This window comes from Vreelandella mediterranea (genome assembly GCF_970647075.1).
The window spans coordinates 1,473,951-1,494,572 of the sequence record NZ_OZ310198.1; the positions used below are offsets into that span (position 1 = coordinate 1,473,951).

Annotated in this window: 20 protein-coding genes; 15 read left to right on the plus strand and 5 right to left on the minus strand. The window is 60.4% G+C overall.

What is annotated here, in order from left to right:
* Nucleotides 1-8 precede the first annotated feature (8 nt).
* The 7 genes from trpA (at nt 9) to ACWFVE_RS06980 (ending at nt 7,364) form a co-directional block, all read left to right on the plus strand.
* Complete coding sequence (gene trpA, locus ACWFVE_RS06950; protein ID WP_447528554.1) at nt 9-812, plus strand: tryptophan synthase subunit alpha; 804 nt, start codon at nt 9-11, stop codon at nt 810-812.
* Between the two features lie 89 nt (nt 813-901).
* Complete coding sequence (gene accD / locus ACWFVE_RS06955) at nt 902-1,903, plus strand: acetyl-CoA carboxylase, carboxyltransferase subunit beta (RefSeq protein WP_447528555.1); 1,002 nt, start codon at nt 902-904, stop codon at nt 1,901-1,903.
* Nucleotides 1,896-3,185, plus strand: a complete 1,290-nt coding sequence (gene folC, locus ACWFVE_RS06960) for a bifunctional tetrahydrofolate synthase/dihydrofolate synthase (protein ID WP_447528556.1) — start codon at nt 1,896-1,898, stop codon at nt 3,183-3,185. The genes accD and folC overlap by 8 nt, the downstream gene beginning before the upstream one ends.
* Nucleotides 3,186-3,245: 60 nt before the next feature.
* The gene (locus tag ACWFVE_RS06965) at nt 3,246-3,917 is read left to right on the plus strand and encodes an SPOR domain-containing protein (protein ID WP_447528557.1); all 672 of its coding nucleotides are present in this window, start codon (nt 3,246-3,248) and stop codon (nt 3,915-3,917) included.
* Nucleotides 3,918-3,919: 2 nt separating this feature from the next.
* Nucleotides 3,920-4,510 (plus strand): CvpA family protein, encoded by a 591-nt coding sequence (locus tag ACWFVE_RS06970; RefSeq protein ID WP_447528558.1) that lies wholly within the window; start codon nt 3,920-3,922, stop codon nt 4,508-4,510.
* Nucleotides 4,511-4,613: 103 nt separating this feature from the next.
* Entirely contained in the window at nt 4,614-6,137 is a 1,524-nt protein-coding gene (purF, locus tag ACWFVE_RS06975; protein WP_447528559.1) for an amidophosphoribosyltransferase, read from the plus strand.
* A 30-nt stretch (nt 6,138-6,167) separates the two neighbouring features.
* Nucleotides 6,168-7,364: an O-succinylhomoserine sulfhydrylase gene (locus ACWFVE_RS06980; protein ID WP_447528560.1), complete on the plus strand. Its 1,197-nt coding sequence runs from the start codon at nt 6,168-6,170 to the stop codon at nt 7,362-7,364.
* A gap of 97 nt (nt 7,365-7,461) precedes the next feature.
* Here ACWFVE_RS06980 and ACWFVE_RS06985 read toward each other — a convergent pair whose 3' ends face one another.
* Entirely contained in the window at nt 7,462-7,731 is a 270-nt protein-coding gene (locus ACWFVE_RS06985) for a hypothetical protein (RefSeq protein WP_447528561.1), read from the minus strand.
* A 425-nt stretch (nt 7,732-8,156) separates the two neighbouring features.
* Here ACWFVE_RS06985 and ACWFVE_RS06990 point away from each other — a divergent pair, with 425 nt between their 5' ends.
* The 3 genes from ACWFVE_RS06990 to ACWFVE_RS07000 all read left to right on the plus strand — a co-directional run bounded on the left by ACWFVE_RS06990 (nt 8,157) and on the right by ACWFVE_RS07000 (nt 10,848).
* Nucleotides 8,157-8,714, plus strand: a complete 558-nt coding sequence (locus tag ACWFVE_RS06990) for a cytochrome b (RefSeq protein WP_447528562.1) — start codon at nt 8,157-8,159, stop codon at nt 8,712-8,714.
* Nucleotides 8,715-8,791: 77 nt separating this feature from the next.
* The gene (locus ACWFVE_RS06995) at nt 8,792-9,376 is read left to right on the plus strand and encodes a YceI family protein (RefSeq protein WP_447528563.1); all 585 of its coding nucleotides are present in this window, start codon (nt 8,792-8,794) and stop codon (nt 9,374-9,376) included.
* Nucleotides 9,377-9,522: 146 nt separating this feature from the next.
* Nucleotides 9,523-10,848 carry an MATE family efflux transporter gene (locus ACWFVE_RS07000; RefSeq protein WP_447530508.1) on the plus strand — a complete coding sequence of 442 codons (1,326 nt, stop codon included), beginning with the start codon at nt 9,523-9,525 and terminating at the stop codon, nt 10,846-10,848.
* Here the strand turns inward: ACWFVE_RS07000 and ACWFVE_RS07005 are convergent.
* Nucleotides 10,811-12,292, minus strand: coding sequence for an NCS2 family permease (locus ACWFVE_RS07005; RefSeq protein ID WP_447528564.1), 1,482 nt, complete (start codon nt 12,290-12,292; stop codon nt 10,811-10,813). The genes ACWFVE_RS07000 and ACWFVE_RS07005 overlap by 38 nt on opposite strands.
* Before the next feature lie 127 nt (nt 12,293-12,419).
* Nucleotides 12,420-13,610, minus strand: coding sequence for an amino acid aminotransferase (locus ACWFVE_RS07010; protein WP_447528565.1), 1,191 nt, complete (start codon nt 13,608-13,610; stop codon nt 12,420-12,422).
* Nucleotides 13,611-13,887: 277 nt separating this feature from the next.
* Between ACWFVE_RS07010 and ACWFVE_RS07015 the strand changes: the two genes are divergently transcribed.
* The 3 genes from ACWFVE_RS07015 to dcd all read left to right on the plus strand — a co-directional run bounded on the left by ACWFVE_RS07015 (nt 13,888) and on the right by dcd (nt 16,639).
* Complete coding sequence (locus ACWFVE_RS07015; protein WP_447528566.1) at nt 13,888-15,102, plus strand: kinesin; 1,215 nt, start codon at nt 13,888-13,890, stop codon at nt 15,100-15,102.
* A 145-nt stretch (nt 15,103-15,247) separates the two neighbouring features.
* Entirely contained in the window at nt 15,248-16,063 is an 816-nt protein-coding gene (gene apbC / locus ACWFVE_RS07020) for an iron-sulfur cluster carrier protein ApbC (RefSeq protein ID WP_447528567.1), read from the plus strand.
* A gap of 9 nt (nt 16,064-16,072) precedes the next feature.
* The gene (dcd, locus tag ACWFVE_RS07025; RefSeq protein ID WP_447528568.1) at nt 16,073-16,639 is read left to right on the plus strand and encodes a dCTP deaminase; all 567 of its coding nucleotides are present in this window, start codon (nt 16,073-16,075) and stop codon (nt 16,637-16,639) included.
* Nucleotides 16,640-16,699: 60 nt separating this feature from the next.
* On the opposite strand, the gene purN is transcribed toward dcd, so the two are convergent.
* Nucleotides 16,700-17,395 carry a phosphoribosylglycinamide formyltransferase gene (gene purN / locus ACWFVE_RS07030; protein ID WP_447530509.1) on the minus strand — a complete coding sequence of 232 codons (696 nt, stop codon included), beginning with the start codon at nt 17,393-17,395 and terminating at the stop codon, nt 16,700-16,702.
* A 35-nt stretch (nt 17,396-17,430) separates the two neighbouring features.
* Nucleotides 17,431-18,513 (minus strand): phosphoribosylformylglycinamidine cyclo-ligase, encoded by a 1,083-nt coding sequence (gene purM / locus ACWFVE_RS07035; protein WP_447528569.1) that lies wholly within the window; start codon nt 18,511-18,513, stop codon nt 17,431-17,433.
* Nucleotides 18,514-18,708: 195 nt separating this feature from the next.
* On the opposite strand from purM, the gene ACWFVE_RS07040 reads away from it, so the two are divergent.
* The gene (locus ACWFVE_RS07040) at nt 18,709-19,818 is read left to right on the plus strand and encodes an AI-2E family transporter (protein WP_447528570.1); all 1,110 of its coding nucleotides are present in this window, start codon (nt 18,709-18,711) and stop codon (nt 19,816-19,818) included.
* Nucleotides 19,815-20,519: a DnaA regulatory inactivator Hda gene (gene hda, locus ACWFVE_RS07045; protein ID WP_447528571.1), complete on the plus strand. Its 705-nt coding sequence runs from the start codon at nt 19,815-19,817 to the stop codon at nt 20,517-20,519. Before ACWFVE_RS07040 ends, hda begins: the two co-directional genes overlap by 4 nt.
* Nucleotides 20,520-20,622 lie beyond the last annotated feature (103 nt).

Genomic DNA, 20,622 nt, shown 5'->3' on the forward strand with positions numbered 1-20,622 from the left:
GGGTCAGCATGAACCGTATCGATCAGCGCTTCGACGAACTTAAACAGCAAGGCCGCAAGGCCTTGATCCCTTATATCACAGCCGGCGACCCCGGCCCCGAGCACACCGTCGGTTTCATGCACGCGCTGGTAGATGCCGGCGCCGACGTGATCGAGCTTGGCGTCCCGTTTTCCGATCCCATGGCCGACGGCCCGGTGATTCAAAAAGCCTGTGAGCGTGCGCTCTTAAAGGGCACCCGCCTGGTGGATCTTCTCGACATGGTCGCGGAGTTTCGCCAAACCGATACCACCACGCCAGTGGTGCTGATGGGCTATTTGAACCCGATCGAGCGTATCGGCTACGCCAATTTTGCCGATAGAGCGGCAAGCGTCGGCGTGGACGGTGTGCTCGTGGTCGATATGCCGCCGGAAGAAGCCGAGGAGTTCGGCCCGCTCTTGAAAGAGCGTGATTTAGCTGCAATTTTTCTGGTTGCACCTACCACTTCCAATGCCCGAGCCGCTACAATATGCGCCCATGGACAGGGGTATCTTTACTACGTGTCGCTCAAAGGGGTGACCGGCGCTGCCACGCTCAATGCCCAGGACGTGGCCGAGCACCTTGCGCCGCTGCGTGAGATGACGAATCTTCCGCTCTGCGTGGGCTTTGGTATTCGCGATGGCGTGACCGCCGCCGAAGTGTCCAAAGTGGCCGACGGGGTCATCGTAGGTAGCGCATTGGTGAACCGTATCGCCGAGAATGCCGATACCCCGGAAGTGATTGCCGGCGAGCTTAAAACCGTGCTGGCCGAAATGCGCACGGCGATGGACGCCTAAGAGTGCCTCCATTGTCTACACTGATTTGATCGACGACACTCATTCGCCTGGCAAGGCCGGGCATTGACGTATACGGAAGCCTTTTTGATATGAGCTGGTTAGATAAAATCGTACCCTCCATGGGGCGTATCCAGCGTAAGGACCGTCGTGCCAGCGTGCCCGACGGTCTTTGGCGTAAATGTCCCAAGTGCGAGGCGGTGCTTTACCTCCCCGAACTTGAAAAACATCAAAACGTTTGCCCCAAGTGCGAGCATCACTTAAGGCTCACGGCGCGCAAACGCCTCGACTGGTTCCTGGATAAAGAGGGCCGCGAAGAGATCGCTGCCGATCTCGAGCCCGTCGACCGGCTCAAGTTCAGAGACTCCAAGAAGTACAAGGACCGCTTGGCGGCCGCGCAAAAAGAGACCGGTGAGAAAGACGCACTGATCGCTATGCGTGGCGAGCTCGACGGCCTGCCCATCGTGGCTGTGTCTTTCGAGTTCACCTTCATGGGCGGCTCGATGGGCGCCATCGTGGGTGAGAAATTTGTGCGCGCCGCCACAGTCGCGTTCGAACAGCAAATTCCACTGGTCTGCTTTGGTGCCTCCGGCGGGGCGCGGATGCAAGAGGCGCTTTTCTCGCTGATGCAGATGGCGAAAACCTCTGCGGCGCTCGAACGGCTCAAGCAGGCGGGTATTCCCTACATCTCGGTGTTGACTGACCCGGTATTCGGCGGCGTCTCGGCGTCACTTGCGATGCTTGGCGATCTCAATATCGCCGAGCCGAACGCGCTGATCGGCTTTGCCGGCCCGCGGGTCATCGAGCAGACCGTTCGCGAAACGTTGCCGGAAGGCTTCCAGCGCAGCGAGTTTTTGCTCGAGCACGGCACCGTGGACATGATCGTTCACCGCCACGAAATGCGCGATCGGGTAGGCGGGATACTGCGTAAGCTGACCCACCAAAGCGCCCGGCCCCAGGTCGAAGCGATCGAGGACACCAGCACCCAGGTGAGCGAGCCCCTGGTCGATGAAGAGGCGTTGGCCAACGCCTTCGAAGCCAGCGCATCGACGACTGCCAACGCAGCGAGCGACGAATCCAACCGCAATGCCTAGCTCTTTAGCCGACTGGCTCGACCATTTGGAAACGCTGCACCCCGTCGGCATCGATATGGGCCTTGACCGGGTGTCCGAAGTGGCGACGCGTATGGGGCTGTTCGAGCGGCCCGTGGCAACGCGCGTGGTGATGGTGGCTGGCACTAATGGCAAGGGCTCGACCCTTGCCATGATGGACGCCGTAGCCCGGGCCCATGGCTTTCGAACGGGTGCTTACACCTCGCCGCACCTGGTGCGCTATAACGAGCGGGTGACCCTCAACGGCCAACTGGCAAGCGATGCGCAGCTCATCGAGGGCTTCGAGCGCGTCGAAAAAGCGCGTACCGACGCCCCAGAGGTCAGCCTGACCTACTTCGAGGCCGGAACGCTCTGCGCGCTCTGGGCGCTTTCGCAACAGGATTTGGACTTGGCGTTTCTGGAAGTGGGCCTGGGGGGGCGCCTGGACGCGGTCAACGTAGTCGAGCCCGACGTGAGCGTGGTAACCACGGTTGCGCTTGATCACGCCGACTACCTGGGGTCTGATCTCGAGCAGATCGGGCGCGAAAAGGCCGGTATTTTTCGCCCACTCAAGCCCGCGGTGCTGGGCAGCCGGTCGCTGCCGGTCAGCGTGCCGGATACCGCCATTGCCATGGCTTCCACCATTTACGCGTTGGGCGTAGGCTTCAAGCACAGCGCCGACGCCAAGGCGAGTAGCGACCTGGCCACCGCCTGGTGCTGGCACGGATTGACCCGTGACGGCGATACGGTGTCGCTGGATGCGCTGGCGGATCCCGGACTTCCGATCGACAACGCCGCGACGGCTCTTCAAGCGCTGGCGCTGGTCGGTGTCGGGTTCGATACCGCGCTGGTCAATCAGGCGTTTCGCGCGCTGATCGTGGCCGGGCGTATGCAGTGGATCGGCCAGTGGTGTCTGGATGTCGGGCACAATCCTCACGCTGCGCGCTATGTGGCCAGCCGCCTACCCACGCCTGGCGAAGGCGGGCGTCAATGGGCCTTGATCGGTATGCTCGAGGACAAGGATGCCGACGGCGTGATCGAAGCACTGATGCCCCGGGTGAGCGACTGGGTGTGCGTGAGCCTTAACGGTGAACGCGGCCGTAGCGCCGATGATCTGGCCCAGCGCATTCGGGCGAAAGGCGGCGTGGTTCAAGGCATGGCCGAGTCGCCGCAAGCGGGGGTCGCGCTTATCGAGGAGCAGCTAAGCAGTAATGATCGTGTGCTTGCCATGGGTTCGTTTAAAACCGTTGCTGCGCTTTTGGAGTGTTCGCTACCGCAAGCCTGATGCTATGCGTATTCGCGAGACTTCCTGGCCTGGCCGGCCCCACGCTTTGAGGAGAGGGATATGAAATACGGTAAAACGGAACGCATTAGCGGAATTGTGATTTTGCTCGCGCTGCTGGCGATTTTCGTGCCCTGGCTAATGAGCGACCCGGCTCCCCGCGAAGAGCGTCCCCAGCCGACGTTCGTCATCGAACAGCCCAATAACGTCACGCGTCAAAACGTCCCCGCGCCCGAAATGCCCGCCAGTATCGAGGCCATGCCTCAGGGGGGGCAGTCCGAAGACGCGGGAGGCGAGATCATTACCGATCCTATCGGCGCCGACCCCGCCCAGCCGCAGACCGGTCAAGCGGCGGCCGAAGCCGAAAGCACGTCCCCCCCGGCACCCGCCGAGGCGGACCCGATCGCCGATTTGGTCGCCTCCAACGCGGCGACGTCCAACACCTCCTCCAATTCGTCCTCCTCCAGTGAGAGCGAAAGTGCCGGGGCACCGGCGACCGCCGAGCAGGGCGAATGGGCGGTTCAAGTGGGGAGTTTCGGTGATGTGAGCAACGCCGAGCGGCTGAGCGATCAGCTCTCGGGCCAGGGGTTTAGCGCGTTTCGCCGCGCCCGAGACAATGACCTGACGTCCGTGTACGTCGGCCCCTACGCCACCGCGGAAGAGGGCGAGTCGGCAATGGCGCTGATCAAACAGCGGGCCAACGTTCAAGGGCTACTGGTCAGGGTACGAGACTGACCATGGCACTGACCTGGCTCGACGCGGTTTTTCTCGCCGTACTGGCGCTCTCCATGCTGGCCGGTTTCCTGCGCGGATTCATTCGCGAGGCGCTGGGCCTAACGGCTTGGGTCGTGGCGCTGATGGTGGCACGCGTGCTTGCCGACCCGGTCGCCGAGCTTTTGTCGGGAATGATCGACAGCTACGATGCGCGCCTGGTGCTCGCCTTCGCGCTGGTGATTTTCGCGGTGATCCTTTTGTGTGGCATCGTGATTCGACTGGTCCACGCCGCCATCGTATGGGCCGGCATGGGGCTTTTGAATCGCTTTGCCGGGGCCGTGTTTGGTCTCGCCCGCGGCGTGGTCGTTTTGCTGATTGCCACGGTGCTGATTACCCTGACACCGTTTTCGGACCTCCAGGCCTGGCAGCAGGCGAGCCTTCGCCCCACCTTTATCGAACTACGAGACTGGGCGGTCAGCCAGCTTAATCAATGGGAGCGCGAGCTACCCCAAGCGCCGGAGTCGCTTCGCGATATCCGCCTGCCCGAGTTTCGCTCGAGGGGCGTGATGAACGATTCCTCCAATATTACGTTGCCACCATCGAACGACCGCTAGCCAAGCGCGGGACTTCCTGGTGAGCCAGCAGGGCACAGCGTCCTGGATCGATAATGTTCGGGCTTACTCCCGGTAAGCCGCGGCACAAAGAGAGGTAACTGGAATGTGCGGTATTGTGGGCCTTCTGGCCAGGCAGGCGGTGAATCAGGGCATTTACGACGCCTTGACCGTACTTCAGCACCGGGGCCAGGACGCCGCGGGTATGATGACGTGGAGCGAGGGACGCTTTTTACTGCGCAAGAGCAATGGCCTGGTGCGCGATGTCTTTCATACCCGCCATATGGCGCGGTTGAAAGGGCATCTGGGTATCGGCCACGTACGCTATCCAACGGCGGGGTCCTCGAGCGAAGCCGAGTCGCAGCCTTTCTACGTTAACTCCCCCTACGGCATTGCGCTGGCACATAACGGTAACCTGACCAACTCCGAGCAGTTGAAGCAAGAGCTTTTCTCCACGGATCTTCGTCATATCAATACAAGTTCCGACTCCGAAGTACTGCTCAATGTCTTTGCGCACGAGCTTGGCAAGCAGGGTCTTCACCTCACCGCCGAGGACATTTTCGATGCGGTACGCCGGGTACATCGCCGCTGCAAAGGCGGTTACGCGGCGGTGGCGATCATCAATGGCTTTGGCATGGTGGCGTTTCGCGACCCCCACGGTATCCGTCCGGTGGTGTTCGGCACCCGTCAGGAGGGCGAGAGTCAGGACGTGATGATTGCCTCCGAGTCGGTGGCGCTGGATGTGGGCGGTTTCGAGCTTGCCCGCGACCTGGCCCCGGGCGAAGCTATATTCGTCGACATGCAGGGTAACTATCACACCCAGGTCTGCGCGGATCAGCCAAAGCTCTACTCGTGCATTTTCGAGCACGTCTATCTTGCCCGCCCGGATTCGCTGCTCGACGGGGCTTACGTGTACGGCACGCGGATGCAGATGGGCCGCAAACTGGGTGATCGTATCCTGAACGAATGGCCGGATCACGATATCGATGTGGTCATCCCGATACCCGATACCTCGCGCACGTCCGCGCTCGAGATGGCTCAGCACCTGGGCGTGACCTACCGCGAAGGCTTCATGAAAAACCGCTATATCGGGCGTACTTTCATCATGCCAGGGCAAACCCAGCGTAAGAAATCCGTGCGTCAAAAGCTCAACGCGATCGACGTCGAGTTTCGCGGTAAAAACGTGCTGCTGGTGGATGACTCCATCGTGCGCGGCACGACCTGTAAGCAGATCATTCAAATGGCCCGGGATGCCGGTGCTCGCAATGTCTACTTTGCCTCCGCCGCGCCGCCGGTGCGTTATCCCAACGTCTACGGTATCGACATGCCGGTGGCCTCGGAGTTGATCGCCCACGGGCGTACGGAAGCGGAAGTCGGCGAGCTGATCGGCGCCGACCGTATCTTCTATCAAGACCTCGAGGATCTAAAGGCCGCCTGCCGTGAAGTGAATCCGGAAATGGAAGAATTTGACTGCTCCGTGTTCGACGGCAACTACGTCACCGGCGATATCGACGAGGCGTACCTGGCGGTTCTGGAAGCCAACCGCAACGATTCGGCCAAGGATCAGAGCGCGGGGGATCATGCCCTGGTCGATATGCACAACCAGGACGATGACGACCTGGACGACTAAAACGCCAACGAATGCCAAGAAGGTCTACTCATGCAGGATGACAGTGAACGTCCCCAGTGGTCGCTAGAGACCCTGGCCATTCGTGCCGGCCACCACCGCACGTTTGAGCAAGAGCACGCCGAGCCGATCTTTCCCACGTCGAGCTTTGTCTATGAAAGCGCCGCCGAGGCGGCGCGTAAGTTCGGCGGTAAAGAAGCCGGTAACGTTTACTCACGCTTTACCAACCCGACCGTACACACCTTCGAGCGCCGTTTGGCCGCGCTCGAGGGGGGCGAGCGCTGCGTGGCCACCAGCTCCGGCATGTCGGCGATCCTTTCCACCGCGCTGGCGCTTTTGTCCCAGGGCGATGAGATCGTCGCCTCCCGCTCGCTGTTCGGCTCCACGGTTAGCCTGTTCGACAAGTACCTGGGCAAATTCGGGATCACCACGCGCTACGTCGAGCTTTCCGATTTGGACGCCTGGGAGCGCGCGATCGGACCGAACACCAAACTGCTGTTTGCCGAAACGCCCTCGAATCCGCTTTCCGAAGTGGCGGATATTGCCGGGCTTGCCGCGCTTGCCAAAAAGCACCAGGTGCTGTTGGCGATCGACAACTGCTTTTTGACGCCAGCCCTTCAGCAGCCCATCGCCCTGGGGGCGGACCTGGTCATTCACTCCGCGACCAAGTATCTCGACGGGCAGGGCCGCGCCATTGGCGGCGCCGTCGTTGGGCGTCACGATCTTCTGGAAGAAGTCTTTGGCGTGGTGCGCACCTGCGGGCCCTGTATGAGTCCCTTCAATGCGTGGATTTTCACTAAAGGCCTCGAAACCCTGGCGATACGCATGAAGGCCCACGGCGAAAATGCCCAAGCGCTGGCCGAGTGGCTCGAGCGGCACCCGGCGGTGACGCGCGTCCATTACAGTGGTTTGGAAACCCACCCCCAGCACACGCTCGCCAAAGCGCAGCAGCGCGGCTTTGGCGCAGTGCTTGGCGTCGAGGTCATCAACGGGCAAGAGGGCGCCTGGCAGGTGATCGACGCCACGCAACTGCTGTCGATCACCGGCAACCTGGGGGATGTCAAAACGACCATTACCCACCCGGCGACGACCACCCACGGCAGGTTGAGCGACGAGCAGCGCAGCGCCGCCGGTATTGCGCCGGGGTTGATTCGTATCGCGGTCGGTTTGGAGAGCCAGGAAGACATTCGCCAGGACCTGGCGCGCGGGCTAGACGCACTTGCCCAATAGCAGGCAGTGCCGCTGCGCGTCACAAAGCGCTTTAGTGCTTTAAATCAAAAAACCCCACCGAGGTGGGGTTTTTTCGTTCAAGAGAAGACGCGAACCTTTATTGGTTGCGAGCAGGCAGATCGTGCGGGTCATTGAAATCGTTGTCGCGCGACTCGGTTTCGGACTCGGGATGGTTGATCATCTGGCCGCCTTCGCTGTTCTTGATGCGCAGGTTTTCAACGGAGGCGTTGCGGCTCTCTTCGGAGCGCTGCTCGCTCGAGGAGCTGGGCTTTTCAATGGTGTTTTGCTCGGCAGAGCCACGCTCGGCGAAGGCAGAGCCAGAAGCGAGTGCAACGGCGATGGCAGCAAAAGTGGTTAATTTTTTCATGGTGGCGTACTCGTTTTGGTTTATATAAAGCTTTATTAGGCGATTGGTTCGCCGATCTTTCGTAAAACGTGACGTTATACTAAAGTCGAAAAAAGAAAATAAAAATTGAGAAAAATGCGCTAGACCATTCGATTAATTTAATTATAAGCGCTATTTTCATACGCTTTGATTTATGGCTATACAACTTTGGTTGTAAGAGATTTCGAGGCGGCGCCGACCATTTTTCGATTTGTACACCGCGATTTTTTTAGTTTCGTTAGCCCGTTAATAAATGGTTTTTACGAACGAACTGTCCTGCTTTTTTCAGCGGTAGTTTGAGGTTCAAAGCGCTATGCTCTTTGCCACTTAATCGAATCAAAAAAGATACTTAATCCTCTTTCGGCAAAAAAGCATGGCCCTTTGGGTCGCAAGATCAGGGAAAAAGCATGTGGCGTAATACGCGAAGTGGCTGGGGCCTGATGAGTATCTCGTTTCACTGGCTGAGCGCGCTGACCATCGTGGGCCTTTTTATACTAGGCTGGTGGATGACAGGACTTGGCTACTATGACAGCTGGTATAACCAGGGGCCTTGGGTTCACCGCTCGATCGGTATTTTGCTGCTTTTCGTAACCTTGGCGCGTTTGATTTGGCGCGTGTGCCAGCCTACGCCAGACGGGGAGGGTAGCCGGTTCGAGCGTATGGCGGCCCACGTCGGACACATTGGGCTTTATATGCTCTTGCTGCTGGTCATGCTGAGCGGCTATTTGATATCGACGGCGAACGGGCGTGGCGTCAGCGTATTTGGCTGGTTTGAAGTGCCCGCTTTTTTGGCCGGGCTACCCAATCAGGCAAGCCTTGCGGGGGATATCCACTGGTACAGCGCGGTAACGCTCATCGTCATTGCCGCTGGTCACGCTCTGGCCGCGCTCAAGCACCACTGGCTTGGCCGTCACAAAACGCTGGTGCGTATGCTCAACCCGGCCCATAGCCGTAAGCTAACGTAAGCCGGCGCCACCATTTTTCACACCCCGAAGCGGTTTAGCGCTTTGGGTTCTTCCAGGGAAAGCGAGGAGTTTATTCGATGTTTAAAAAGAGCCTTTTAGCAAGCGCCGTTGCCGCCGTAGCGTTGGTTCCGTTGAGCCAGGCCCAGGCCGCTGACTACACCATCGACACAGAAGGCCAGCACGCCTTCGTTCAGTTCAAGATCAGCCATCTGGGTATGTCCTACATTCTGGGCAGCTTCGAAGAGTTCTCCGGCGATTTCACCTATGACGAGGACGACCTGGACGCTTCTTCCATCGAGATGGAAGTTCAGATCGACAGCCTCAATACCAATCACGCCGAACGTGATCGTCACATTCTAAGTGAAGACTTCCTGAACGCGAGCGAGCATCCGACTGCTACGTTCACCTCTACCGGGTTCGAGTCCGAAGGTGATAACGAAGGCGTAATCACCGGCGACTTCACCCTCAACGGCGAAACCCACGAACTCGAAATGCCGGTAACGCTGATCGGCCAGGGCGAAGACCCCTGGGGCAACTACCGTGCCGGTTTCGAAGGCACCACCACCATCACGCTAAGCGATTACAACATCGACATGAGTGAATTTGGCGACGCCATGCAGGAGCTCGATCTGTACGTTGTATTCGAAGGTATCCGCCAGTAGTTTTGGTATGTTAAAAAGCGCCGCCACCCCAGCCGGGGTGGCGGCGCTTTTTCGTTAGCGGTCACTAAATTCATGTAAGGAGTCCCGACTTGGCAGTTTTAAGGCAGCGCACTTTGGCCATTACTCTCTGGCAGCAAACCTGGCCCATGGCGATCGGGGTACTCGCGCTACTCGGCTTTCAACTGGTGGACAGCGCCTTTATTGCCCGCTTGGGCACCGCGCCTCTGGCTGCTCAGTCGTTTACGTTTCCACTCTCTTTTTTGATCATTGGCGTGCAGGTGGGAATGGGGATCGCCATCGCGGCGCTGGTCTCCCGGGCGCTGGGGGCCGGTGAAAACCTGCGCGCCAAGCGCCTGGCAAGCCTGGTGCTGCTGGCCGGTGGCGGGGTGATCGGCGTGCTGGTCATCGCGCTGTGGCTTTTTCAGACCCCGGTGTTTTCGCTGCTCGGCGCCGATGACATCACGCTTGGCTATATACGCACCTACTGGGCGCCCCAGCTCTTCTCGGCCTGGTTGGCGGCGATTTTGTATTTTATTTATAGCCTGTTCCGCGCCCACGGCGATACCCGGCTGCCGGGGTCGGTCATGGTGCTGACCAGTGTGGTCAACCTGGCACTAGACCCCTTGCTGATCTTTGGGTTCGGCCCCTGGCAGGGGTTGGGGCTTCCGGGCGCCGCCTGGGCGAGCGTGGTCGCTTTCGGCGTGGGGCTTCTGGTCACTGGGCGCAAGCTGCTTGGCAACCAGTGGCTCGCTTTCGAAGGGTTCTACTCGGAAGCGCGGCGCTCCGGTCGCGGCTTTGCCGGTATTGCCGGACCGGCGATGGTCAGTCAGCTCATGCCGCCCCTGGCCGCCATGCTGGCTATTTCCGCCGTTGCCGGGCTTGGCGAGGTTCAGGTCGCCGCCTGGGGGCTTGCAAGCCGCTTGGAGACCGTGTCGCTGATGGTCATACTTGCCATGACCATGTCGCTGCCGCCCTGGCTTGGGCGCTGTTATGGCGCCGGTGACTGGGGCCAAATTCATCAGTTGATGCGCCTGGCGCTCAAGGTCGCGGTGGTGTGGCAGCTCGTGCTGGGCGGGGTGCTGGCCCTGGGCGCGCCTTGGGTGGCCGCGGTGCTGGCGGGCAGTGTCGAGGTGCGCGAGGCGCTGACGCTGTTGATTCGGTTCATGCTGCCAAGCTACGCGCTGCTTGGGGTGTGCATGCTGGTCGTCTCGGCGGGCAACGCGCTGGGCTGGCCGCTTCGTGCGATGCTCTTGTCCAGCGCCCGGCTTTTCTTGTTCTACCTGCCGTGCTTGTGGGTCGGGGCGCTGCTGTTTGGCTGGACCGGGCTTGCCGCCGGCGCGGCGATGGGCAACGTGCTTGCCGGCCTCGCCGCCTGGTACGTGCTGCGCCGTATTTTATCCCGCCCGCATCGCCAGGCGGGGGAGGCGGACACTGCTAGCGACGCGGCGCCTGTTGAAGCGCGAAGTACATGAACAGCAGCGCCATGGCGAGATAGCCCAAAACGAAATCCGGCGCGGCGTTCAAGGCAAGCTTTGGCGCGTGCATCAAACCGACGAAGGAAAACCCGGCGGCCACCAGCGCAAACACCGCCGCTTTGCGAAACCGGTGGTCGATGGCGCAGACCGTCATTGCGCCGAGCAAAATGGCCATAAACATCGCGCCCTGGCCCATCCCCACGATGGCGGGTGAGATACCACTGACCACGTCTTCGGCGCCGCGATTGAAGCGGGTCGAGACGTAGTTGGCGAAATAGGGCAGCATGGCAAGTGCCACCGCCGGGTAGTAGCGGGTGTCGTTAGCCTGAAAGGCGGTGGCGATCATCGAGATCCCCACGAACACCAGAATGGGGGCGACGACTGAGACGGGAATAATGGCCGCGAGTGCTGCGATTAGCCCAAGCATGGTCGCCAACGCGTACACGGCGCCGTTGGCGATGCTGTAGCCCCGGCCCGCACCCATCCACTTGGCGCCCACCGTGGCGATATACACCGTGGTCGGAAACACGCCGCCGAACAGCGCGCCGATCATCGTACCCGCGCCGTCTACCGCCTGGCACTCGCGTACATCGTACCTGTCGCCGGCGGCCTCCATCGCCTCGACGTTATTCATCGTTTCGATCGCGTTATAGAGCGTGATGGGCAGCACGACGGTCAACACCGCCAGCATGGTGCTGAACAAAAGGCCAAGCCCTTCCCACCAGGCGGTGTTGGGCAGCAGCGGGTAAAAGCCCAGGTGGGTAAAGGCATCGCTAAAGCGCTCGCCGCCGGCATCACCGATCAGGTAGGCCATCACCGTGCCCAGCACGATGGCGAACAGCGAGGTAGGCAGTTTGAACGGCATACTCACCCGTGCGATCAGCCCCACGATGGTAATGCCCAGTACCAGCAGGCCGATTATTGGCATCTCGAGGGTTTTGAATAGCATCTCACCGGCGATGAAGGTCAGCGCCACGCCGGCCACCGCGCCCAGCATGGCCGCCCGCGGTAAGTGGTGCTGAACGAAACGGCCCACGAGGCTCACCAGCGCTTCGATCGCCCCGCTGATAAAGCAGGCCGCGACCGCCACTTTCCAGGCAAGTTCGGCGTCGCCGGTCAGTTGCTTTGCGGGCAGTAAAACGCCGAATAGAAAAACGAACATGACCGGCGTCGAGATGCCGTAGGAGAGAGCAGTGACGTCGCTGCGCTGCTCCTTGTGCGCCAGGCGCGCAGCACTCCAGGCGTAGTAGAAATTACCCACCATGACCGCCACCGCCGCACCGGGCAGCACCTGGCCGTAGACGATCTCGGCGGGAAAGCCCATTCCCAGCATGGTGATCGCGATGATCACGAAGTTGGCGATATTGTTTTGAAAAAGCGCGAAAAACGCGTCGGTATCTGCTTTTTTATACCAGGGGTAGCGAAAGTTGGTGGCCGCCATGAAAAGCCTCGAGAGTGAATGCAGGCGCTCGAATGATGTCGGGCACTGCTTGACTAATCGGTCAGGTTTATACTGACTGAAACAAAAGCGCCCAGACAAAATGTCTGGGCGCTTGAGGGATACCGGTTTACTCGTTAACGGCGGCGATCGCCTTGGCGAGATAGGGCAGGTTCTCTTGGGAGAACCCGGCCACGTTGGCCCGGCCCGAACGCACCATGTAGATGCCGAACTCGTCGCGAAGGCGGTCTACCTGCTCCGGCGTCAGGCCCGTGTAGGAGAACATGCCGCGCTGCTCGGCAACGCAGGCGTACTTGTCGGAAAGCCCGTAGGGCTTGAGTGCCTCGACGAAATCGCGGCGTAGCGTATTGATACGATCGCGCATTTCGGTCAGCTCCTCGTGCCACATCGCCTTGAGCTCGGAATCGAGTAGAATTTCGCTGACGATGGCACCGCCGTGGGCCGGCGGGTTGGAGTAGTTCTCGCGGGCGACGATAGCGATCTGCGAGCGTACGTTCTCCATTTGCTCGGCGTTTTTCGCCACCATGATCAGTGCACCGGTACGCTCGCAGTAGATGCCGAAGTTCTTCGAGCAGGAGCTCGTAATCATGACTTCGTCGAGATTTTCCGCCAGCAGGCGAACCCCGTAGGCATCTTCTTCGAGGCCTTCACCAAAGCCCTGGTAGGCGAAGTCGACCAGCGGCAGCAAGTTGCGCTCCTTGAGCACCTCGAGTACTTCCTGCCACTGCGCCTCGGATAGATCGAAGCCGGTCGGGTTGTGACAGCAAGCGTGAAGCACCACGACGTCGCCTTCCGGGATCTTGTTCAGCGCCCCGATCATACCCTCGAAGTCCAGCCGGTTGTCCGGGTCGACGTAGGGGTATTTGTGAAGCTCGATACCCGCCGAGGTGAATATGCCGTGGTGGTTCGGCCAGGTCGGATCGCTTACCCAGATGCCCTTGCCCGGCATTTGGCTGGCGATGAAGTCCGCCGCCAGGCGCAGTGCGCCGGTGCCGCCGGGGGACTGGGTGACGCTTGCCCGGTTATTGCTCAGGACGTTCGAGCCTTCGCCGAGCACGATCGGCAGTACGGCCTGGGCGTAGGCCGGAGCGCCATGAGAGCCGATGTAGGTCTTGGTGGTTTCGTTATTGAGCAGACGAGCCTCTGCTTCCTTGACGGCGCGCATGACCGGCGTCGTGCCTTTGGCATCGCGGTAAACGCCCACGCCCAAGTCCACTTTCTGTGGGTTGGTGTCTTTTTTGAAAGCTTCGATCAGTCCAAGAATGGCATCTCCCGGGACCCGCTCAATATGCTCGAACATTTAAGTGACTACCTCTTTAGCGATGACAAAAAACAGCAGCGCTTCATGATGCCATCGTGCTCGGTGAACTGCCACACCGCCAGCGCGGTAATCGCGAAAAGAGTGAGGTTTTAACGTGTTAGCGCTACTCACCTTGGCCATAAAAGGGTTGCAGGCCCAAGCGTACCCTTGGAGGGGTCGGTCGATCGTTGAAGGGCGATTGGCGGGAATTACTGGCGCGAGGCGGGCAAGTTAACTACTTTTTTGAATATAAACAAATTATTCAGGGACGTATTACATGGCAGACGATAACCAGCTGGACCACCAGGACCAGGCACCCGTGCGCAAGCTCAGCACCGGGGCACTTTTCAAGGACAATCGCGTTCGGGCCATTGCCGGTATCGCCGCCATTGCGGTGGTGTGGGCGATCATGGCACAGTCCAATGCCGGTACCCACCGCGACCGTATCGACACGCTCGAAAGTGAGCTTGCCGCCACCGAGCAGCAAAACCGCCGCCTGAGCCAGCGCGTCGACGAGATCGAGCAGGCCGAAACCGACCTGACCGCCATGCGTGAAGAAGCGCAGGCGCTTCAGCAGCGCCAAACCGAGGCTCAGGCCGAGCTCGAGGAAGCCGAGCAGCAGTTAAGCGAAACCCAATCGCGTCTCGAGGAGCTGCAAAACCAGCGCGATTCGGTGCAGGAAGAGGTCGATAGCCTCAACGAAGAGCTCGAAAACGCCGAGAGCAATATGCAGTCGCTGCGTGACGAACGCGACGCCGCCGTAGACGAGCGCGATGAAGCTCAGTCGACGCTGGACCAGATCGAGCAGGCGCGGGAAAGTGCCGAAGAGGCGCGCCAGGAAGCCGAAAGCGCCCGCCAGGAAGCTGAAGAACAGCGTCAACAAGCCCTCGATGAACAGAACGAGGCGCAGCAAGAGCTCGAATCTCTGGAGTCTCAGGTTAGCGAAGCCAATGAGCGTATCGCCAGCCTCGAAGAGGAAATCGAAAGCGGCCAGCAAGAACTTGAGCAGCTCGAAAGCGATCGCGAAAGCGCCACCAGCGAGCGCGACGAGCTGCAGTCGGAAATCGATTCGCTCAGCGAGCAGCGTGAGCAGGAAGAGCAAAGCCTGAGCCAGGTACGCTCCGAAATGGACGATCTCATGGTCGCGTTGGATATGGGGCGCGAAGAGCTTGCAAGCGTAGAAGACGATATCGAAACCCGTGAAGAGCAGCTCGAGCGCTTGGAAAACCAGCTCGGCGAGTGGCGCAACGAGCTTTCCGCGCTGGATTCGCGTTTGGGTAACGTAGACGACGCCGCAGAAGATGAGGTACCTGACTTGGCGCCCGACGAAGGCGGTCAGCAAAGCCAGGACAGCCAGAACCAGCCGAACCAGAACGAGCAGGGCCAGAACGAACAGGGTCAGCAGGGCGCCTCCGGCCAGCAAGGCGGTGAAGAAAGCGAGGAGGCCGAACAGCAAGAGGACGAGCAGAGCGCTAGTCAGCAAAACAACTGATCGATGACGGCTTCGTAACAGCGGGTTCGTCCCGTCAGGTCATAGCGCTATAAAGCGGGTACGGCTAGCGGCCGTATCCGCTTTTTCTTGTTTCGAGTTTATGAACGCGGCCCCAGCGCGTATGATTTAGTCATCGAAACGCTATATGAAGGAGCGTCCAATGGAAGGCATCAAGCATATCGTCGCGGTAGCATCCGGTAAGGGCGGCGTGGGCAAATCGACCGTCACCGTCAACCTGGCGCTGGCGCTTTCCGCCCAGGGCTACCGCGTGGGCGTTCTCGACGCGGATATCTACGGCCCGAGCCAGGCCCAAATGCTCGGCGTCAAAGAGGGTACGCGCCCCGAGCCCGCGGGCGAAAACGCTTTCAAACCCTTGGAGGCCCATGGTCTCAAGGCGATGTCGATGGCCTTTTTGGTCAACAGCCGCGATGCCATGGCGTGGCGTGGCCCGATGGTCGTAGGCGCTTTCCAGCAGATGCTCAACCAAACCCAGTGGGGCGAGCTCGATTTTCTGCTGATCGACATGCCGCCGGGCACGGGTGACATCCAGCTGACGCTTGCCCAGAAAGTGCCGGTATCCGGTGCGGTCATCGTGACGACCCCCCAGGATATCGCGCTGCTCGACGCGCGTAAGGGCATCGAAATGTTTCGTAAGGTCAACGTGCCGGTGGTGGGCGTGGTCGAAAACATGAGCCTTTACACGTGTGAAAAATGCGGCCACGAGGCGGCGGTGTTCGGTACCGGCGGCGGCGAGCGTATTGCCAGCGAGTACAACACCGAGCTGCTCGGCCGTTTGCCGCTGACGCTTTCCATTCGCGAGCATGCTGATTCCGGCGCGCCAAGCGTTGTCGCCGACCCCGAAAGCTCCGAAAGCCAGGCCTTTGCCGATATTGCCCGCCAGGTGGCAGGCACCGTCATGGGAACGCGTCAAAACGGCCCCACGATTTCCTTTAGTGAGTGATAAGCAAGAATGAGTATTCAGTCTGATAAGTGGATTCGCCGCATGGCGCAAAACAACGCCATGATCGAGCCGTTCGAGCCCGGCCAGGTGCGTCATGTCAACGATCAAAAGGTCATCTCTTACGGCACGTCGAGCTACGGCTACGACGTGCGCTGCTCGAACGAGTTCAAGGTGTTCACCAATATCCATTCGGCGATCGTTGACCCCAAGGCGTTCGATGATAAAAGCTTCGTCGATGTGAAGGGCGATGTCTGCATCATTCCGCCGAACTCCTTCGCGCTTGCGCGCACCGTGGAGTACTTTCGTATCCCGCGTAACGTGCTGACGATTTGTCTGGGGAAATCCACCTATGCGCGTTGCGGTATCATCGTCAACGTGACGCCGCTCGAGCCGGAGTGGGAAGGCCACGTGACGCTGGAGTTTTCCAACACCACCAACCTTCCCGCCAAGATCTACGCCCACGAAGGCGTGGCGCAAATGCTCTTTCTAGGCGCCGACGAGGAGTGCGAAACCTCTTACAAGGATCGCGGCGGCAAGTACATGGGCCAGCGCGGGGTTACGCTCCCGCGGACTTGAGCGGTTGGATCAAAAAAAGCGCGCCCTGGTGGCGCGCTTTTTCGTGGGCAGGCGTTAGCGCTAAACGTCCTCGTCCAGCTCTTCTGCCGCGTCGTCGTGGGAGAGACGCATGCCGTGAACCGGCAAGGTGTGTCCGTCCATGGCGACCTTGTCGTCCTTGAACTGAAGCCGGCCTTGCAGGAACCACTGTACCGCGATGGGGTAGATCAAGTGCTCCCGGGCGTGCACTTTCTCTTTTAGGCTCTCTTCGCTTTCGTCTTGCTCGACACGGCACTCGGCCTGAAGCACGACCGGGCCGCCGTCGAGTTCCTCGGTGACAAAATGCACACTGCAGCCGTGCTGAGTGACGCCGTCGGCCAGCGCCCGGGCGTGGGTGTTGAGCCCCTGGTAGGCGGGCAGCAGCGACGGATGGATGTTGAGCATCCTGCCCAGGTAGCGCTGTACGAAGCGCGGTGTCAGGATGCGCATAAAGCCCGCCAGCACGATCAGGTCAGGCTCGTGGCGCTCGATCACCTTGATCAGCGCCCCGTCGTAGGCATCGCGACTTTCGTACTCGCGGTGGGGCAGCGCGACCGCTTCGATTCCCGCTTCGTGGGCGCGCTTGAGCCCGTAAGCGCCGGGTTCGTTGGAGATCACCGCGGCGATCTCGCCGCCCAGCCGATCATGGCTCTGCGCTTCGATGAGTGCGGCCAGGTTGCTGCCGCTACCCGAAATCAGCACCACGATACGGCGCTGATCCACCGGTTCCGGCGTCATGTCGTTTAACGTATCACTTGCGTATTCGTCACTGCTCACTGCGTGGTTTCTCCCGAGGCCAGGTTTTCCAGCAACACCGCTTCGGCGTCGCGCTTGACGATATCGCCAATACGGTAAACGGTCTCACCTTGTTTCTGCAGGTAGGCCTGCGCTTCGTCGGCCTGGGCGCTGGGCACGACCACCACCATACCGATACCGCAGTTCAGCACCCGGTGCATTTCGGCTTCGCTGACGTTGCCCTTGGCCTGCAGCCAGTTGAAGACGGCCGGGCGCTGCCAGGTGCTGACATCGACCCGCGCAGCCAGGTCGTCAGGCAGGACGCGGGGAATGTTCTCGGACAAGCCGCCGCCGGTGATGTGCGAAAGCGCGTGAACGGCAAGGCCGGTATCGCGCAGCAGGGACAAAAGCGGCTTCACGTAGATGCGCGTAGGCGCCATCAGCGCATCGCCAAGCGGTGCGCCGTCGATGGTTTCATCCAACGAGGCGCCGCTGACCTCGAGGATTTTACGAATCAGCGAGTAGCCGTTGGAGTGCGGGCCGGAAGAGGCCAGACCCAGCAGCACGTCGCCCTCGCCAACCTTGCTGCCGTCGAGGATGTCGGCCTTTTCGGCCACGCCTACGCAAAAGCCTGCCAGGTCGTAGTCGCTGCCTTCGTACATACCGGGCATTTCCGCGGTTTCTCCGCCTACCAGCGCGCAGCCTGCCTGCTCGCAGCCAGCACCGATCCCGGTCACTACATCGGCGGCGATATCGACATCGAGCTTGCCGGTGGCGTAGTAGTCGAGAAACAGAAACGGTTCGGCCCCGGCCACGACCAAATCGTTGACGCACATGGCCACCAGGTCGATGCCGATGGTGTCGTGCTTACCAAGCTCCATTGCCAGCCTGAGCTTGGTGCCTACCCCGTCGGTACCGGTGACCAGCACCGGCTGGTGATAGCCCGCAGGAAGCTCGGCAATCGCGCCGAAACCACCCAGCCCACCCATCACTTCCGGGCGCGCCGTGCGCTTGGCTACGTGCTTGATGCGTTCAACCAAGGCGTTACCGGCATCGATATCGACGCCGGCATCTTTATAGCTAAGTGAAGGGGAAGCCTGAGAAGGGGTCGTCTTGGTCATGACAGGTCCTTTAGAGCCTATAGCGGTACGGGAGAGGATGGCGCGGGGCCGGTGCTGGCAAATAACCGGGCGGATTGTATCATTTGGTACCGCAGGCCGCATTGCCGTGTCGAGTTATGGGCCAAGACACGTTACCTTATTAAGTCAACATGGCCTTTACGGGCACGCGACAACGACTTCGGAGGAAAAAATTCCATGCGCAACTCCTGGTGGGGCGCTCTTTGTTTGATACTGCTGGTGGGCCTGGTCTACCTGCTGGACTCCGTTTTGATGCCGTTCATCGCCGGGATGATCCTGGCGTACCTGGTCGACCCTCTCGCCAACCGGCTTCAGAGCTGGGGGATGAAGCGCCCGCTAGCCGTGGCCAGCGTGTTCGTCGTACTGCTATTGATCCTTGCCGTGGCGCTTTTGATTTTGATACCGCTGATCGTCTCTCAGCTCAAACAGCTCGGCGAGGCGTTGCCGGGTATCTTTACCTGGGTGGAGAGCCGGCTGGCCCCGCAGGTGCTGGAATGGACCGGCTACGACGTGCGCGCCGAGCTTGGCAACCTGCAGGCAACGCTTGCCGACAACTGGCGCGACGCCGGCGGCTACCTGGCCCAGGCGCTGGGTCAGATCGGCCGCTCCGGGGCCGCCTTCATCACTTGGGTGACCTACGTGGCGCTGATTCCGGTCGTGACCTTCTACTTGCTGCTCGACTGGGACCGGCTGATCGCCAATATCGCTGATTTGGTACCGCGTCACTGGTTAAGCGATGCGACGCGCCTGGCGAAACGCTGCGACGAGGTTTTGTCCGCTTTTTTACGCGGCCAGCTTTTGGTCATGCTTTGTCTGGGAATCATGTACGCCGTGGGGCTGACGCTGATGGGGCTCAACTTTGGCCTTTTGATCGGCGTGGTATCGGGGCTTGTCAGCATCGTGCCTTTTCTTGGGTTCATCGTAGGGATGGGTGTGGCGCTGGTGGTCGCGTTTTTCCAATTCGATACCTGGTGGGGCCTGGTGGGCGTTTTGGGGGTATTCAGCGTGGGCCAGGTGGCCGAAAGCATCGTCTTACAGCCCAAGCTTCTGGGCGATAAAATTGGTCTGCATCCGGTGGCGGTGATCTTTGCCGTGCTGGCCGGGGGCAGTCTTTTTGGGTTGACTGGCGTACTATTGGCGCTTCCAGCCGCGGCGGTCATCATGGTGCTTTTGCGCGAGGTGATCGAGCGCTACAAGAAAAGCGAGCTTTACAGTGACGTTGATGGCCCGCTTACCAGAAGGCCGCTTCACCAGCTCGACCATAAAAGGGATAGGGAGAATCCATGAGCAGAGTACCGGCTCAGCTGCCGTTAGGCGTCGGGCTGCGCGATGACGCCACGTTTAGCAACTACTTTGCCTCGAGTGCCAACGCCTCACTATTAACGTCGCTTACCCGCCAGCTGGAACCGGACGCCGAGCCGTTTCTCTACCTTTGGGGGGCGCCGGGAAGCGGGCGTAGCCACCTGCTGCAGGCCGCCTGCCACGCGGCCTCGGATGGCGACAAGCGCGCGCTTTACCTACCACTGGAGGATTTGGGGCACTTTCCACCGCTGATGCTCGAGGATATCGAGCGTCTGGATCTGGTGGCCATCGACGACCTGGAGTGTGTGGTCGGCCGAAAACGCTGGGAGGAGGCGCTGTTTCACGCGTTCAACCGACTGCGCGACGCGAACAAGGGGCTGATCATTGCCGCGAGCGCCCCGCCGCGCCAGCTCAACGTGGCCCTTTCCGATCTGGCCTCCCGGCTTAGCTTCGGCGTGACGTACCATTTGCCGCCGCTCGATGATGCCGACCGGCTCGAGGCGTTGAAACTGCGCGCCAAGGCGCGGGGGCTCGAACTCCCCGACGACGTAGCCCGCTATATCCTGCATCGCGGCCCTCGCGAGCTTGGCGAACTCTGCGCGGCGCTGGATACGCTGGACCAGGCATCGCTTTCTGCCAAACGCAAGCTGACCATCCCCTTCGTCAAATCGGCGCTGGGCTGGTAGCGCCTGGCTTGGTCGAAAACGGCTTTGAGCCGTTTTGCTCCGCGGGCGGCGCGGCGTGCCTTGGCGCGTTCTCTTCTGTAAGTTTCTAGCTCTTTTGCAAATG